The sequence below is a fragment of the Vreelandella zhaodongensis genome, from assembly GCF_013415115.1.
Taxonomy (GTDB): domain Bacteria; phylum Pseudomonadota; class Gammaproteobacteria; order Pseudomonadales; family Halomonadaceae; genus Vreelandella; species Vreelandella zhaodongensis.
Map to the genome: position 1 here is coordinate 1 of NZ_JACCDD010000017.1, position 3,018 is coordinate 3,018.

Here is a 3,018-nt window from a genome sequence, read left to right on the forward strand (position 1 = left end):
ATACGCCGCTGACCTTCGCTGGCGACAGCGGCGAGTCATTCGAACGTCGCCTGGGTGAGCAGACCAACGTGAAAGGTGGTGCTGAAGGCGGCTTGACCGAAGGCAACATCGGCGTGGTGGCTGATGGTGAAGACACGCTCAACATCCAACTGGCCGAGAACATCGACCTGGGTGAAGACGGTAGCCTGACGATCAACGAAACGCTGATTGATGGTGACCAAATCACCACCAACAACGTGACGGTGAACGAAACCCTAACCGTTGAGGGCGACACGTTCCTGAACGAGAACCTGACGGTAGCGGGCAGCACCACCATCAACGAAAACCTCACGGTGGAAGGTGACACCTACCTGGGTGACAGTTTCTCAATCGTGAACAACGAAGCGTTCTATGACGGCCCGATCACTGACGGCGACCACATCACCAACAAAACCTACGTTGACAACAGCGTAAACGAGTTGGGTGATACGCCGCTGACGTTTGGTGCCAACGAAGGTGACGACTCTGAGCGTCGTCTGGGCGACCGTCTGGACATCGTGGGCGAGGAAGATGCGGAAGGTGATAGCAACATCATCACTAAGCTAACCGATGAAGAGACGCTGGAACTGGCGCTGAATGACGATCTCAAGATCGGCAACAGCATCACCGTGGGCGACACCTTTATTGATGGCGACCGCATCACCGCCAACAATCTCACTGTGTCTGGTGAAACCAACCTTGCTAACACACTTCAGGTCACCGAAGGTGCGATCAACGTTGCCGAGAACACCACGATCAATATGGGTGACAACCAAGTCACCAACGTGGCGGCTGGCACCGAAGGCGATCACGCGGTCAACCTTGATCAGCTGAACGAGTTGGGCGATACGCCGCTGACCTTCGCTGGCGACAGCGGCGAGTCATTCGAACGTCGCCTGGGTGAGCAGACCAACGTGAAAGGTGGTGCTGAAGGCGGCTTGACCGAAGGCAACATCGGCGTGGTGGCGGATGGTGAAGACACGCTCAACATCCAACTGGCCGAGAACATCGACCTGGGTGAAGACGGCAGCTTGACGATCAACGAAACGCTGATTGATGGTGACCAAATCACCACCAACAACGTGACGGTGAACGAAACCCTAACCGTTGAGGGCGACACGTTCCTGAACGAGAACCTGACGGTAGCGGGTAGCACCACCATCAACGAAAACCTGACCGTTGAAGGTACTACACAGCTGGGCGACAACTTCTTCGTTAACAACGAAGGTAACGTCACCTACGACGGCGACATCACCGAGAACAACCACATCACCAACAAGCAGTATGTGGATAACTCAGTGACCGAGTTGGGCGATACGCCGCTAACGTTTGGTGCCAACGAAGGTGACGACTCTGAGCGTCGTTTGGGCGACCGTCTGGATATCGTGGGCGAGGAAGATGCGGAAGGTGATAGCAACATCATCACCAAGCTCACCGATGAAGAGACGCTGGAACTGGCGCTGAATGACGATCTCAAGATCGGCAACAGCATCACCGTGGGCGACACCTTCCTTGATGGTGACAGCGTCACCACCAACAACATGACGGTGAACGAGAACCTGACGGTACAAGGCGAGACCCGCCTGGGTGACAACTTCTTCGTCAACAACGAAGGTAACGTCACTTACACGGGTGATATCACCGAAGGCGACCACATCACCAACAAGAGCTACGTTGACAACAGCGTCACTGAGTTGGGCGATACGCCGCTGACCTTCGCTGGCGACAGCGGCGAGTCATTCGAGCGTCGCCTGGGTGAGCAGACCAACGTGAAAGGTGGTGCTGAAGGCGGCTTGACCGAAGGCAACATCGGCGTGGTGGCTGATGGTGAAGACACGCTCAACATCCAACTGGCCGAGAACATCGACCTGGGTGAAGACGGTAGCCTGACGATCAACGAAACGCTGATTGATGGTGACCAAATCACCACCAACAACGTGACGGTGAACGAAACCCTAACCGTTGAGGGCGACACGTTCCTGAACGAGAACCTGACGGTAGCGGGTAGCACCACCATCAACGAAAACCTGACCGTTGAAGGTACTACACAGCTGGGCGACAACTTCTTCGTTAACAACGAAGGTAACGTCACCTACGACGGCGACATCACCGAGAACAACCACATCACCAACAAGCAGTATGTGGATAACTCAGTGACCGAGTTGGGCGATACGCCGCTAACGTTTGGTGCCAACGAAGGTGACGACTCTGAGCGTCGTTTGGGCGACCGTCTGGATATCGTGGGCGAGGAAGATGCGGAAGGTGATAGCAACATCATCACCAAGCTCACCGATGAAGAGACGCTGGAACTGGCGCTGAATGACGATCTCAAGATCGGCAACAGCATCACCGTGGGCGACACCTTCCTTGATGGTGACAGCGTCACCACCAACAACATGATGGTGAACGAGAACCTGACGGTACAAGGCGAGACCCGCCTGGGTGACAACTTCTTCGTCAACAACGAAGGTAATGTCACTTACACCGGCGACATCACCGAAGGCGACCACATCACCAACAAGGATTACGTTGACAACAGCGTGACCGAGTTGGGCGATACGCCGCTGACCTTTGGTGCCAACGAAGGTGACGACACGGATCGTCGCTTGGGCGACCGTCTGGACATCGTGGGCGAGGAAGATGCGGAAGGTGATAGCAACATCATCACCAAGCTCACCGATGAAGAGACGCTGGAACTGGCGCTGAATGACGATCTCAAGATCGGCAACAGCATCACCGTGGGCGACACCTTCCTTGATGGTGACAGCGTCACCACCAACAACATGACGGTGAACGAGAACCTGACGGTACAAGGCGAGACCCGCCTGGGTGACAACTTCTTCGTCAACAACGAAGGTAACGTCACTTACACGGGTGATATCACCGAAGGCGACCACATCACCAACAAGAGCTACGTTGACAACAGCGTCACTGAGTTGGGCGATACGCCGCTGACCTTCGCTGGCGACAGCGGCGAGTCATTCGAGCGTCGCCTGGGTG

Annotated in this window: 1 protein-coding gene; it reads left to right on the forward strand. The window is 55.5% G+C overall.

The annotated features are described in order from the left end of the window. Positions 1-3,018: beta strand repeat-containing protein (locus HZS79_RS16675; protein ID WP_179928415.1), on the forward strand; the 3,018-nt coding region annotated here is incomplete at both ends.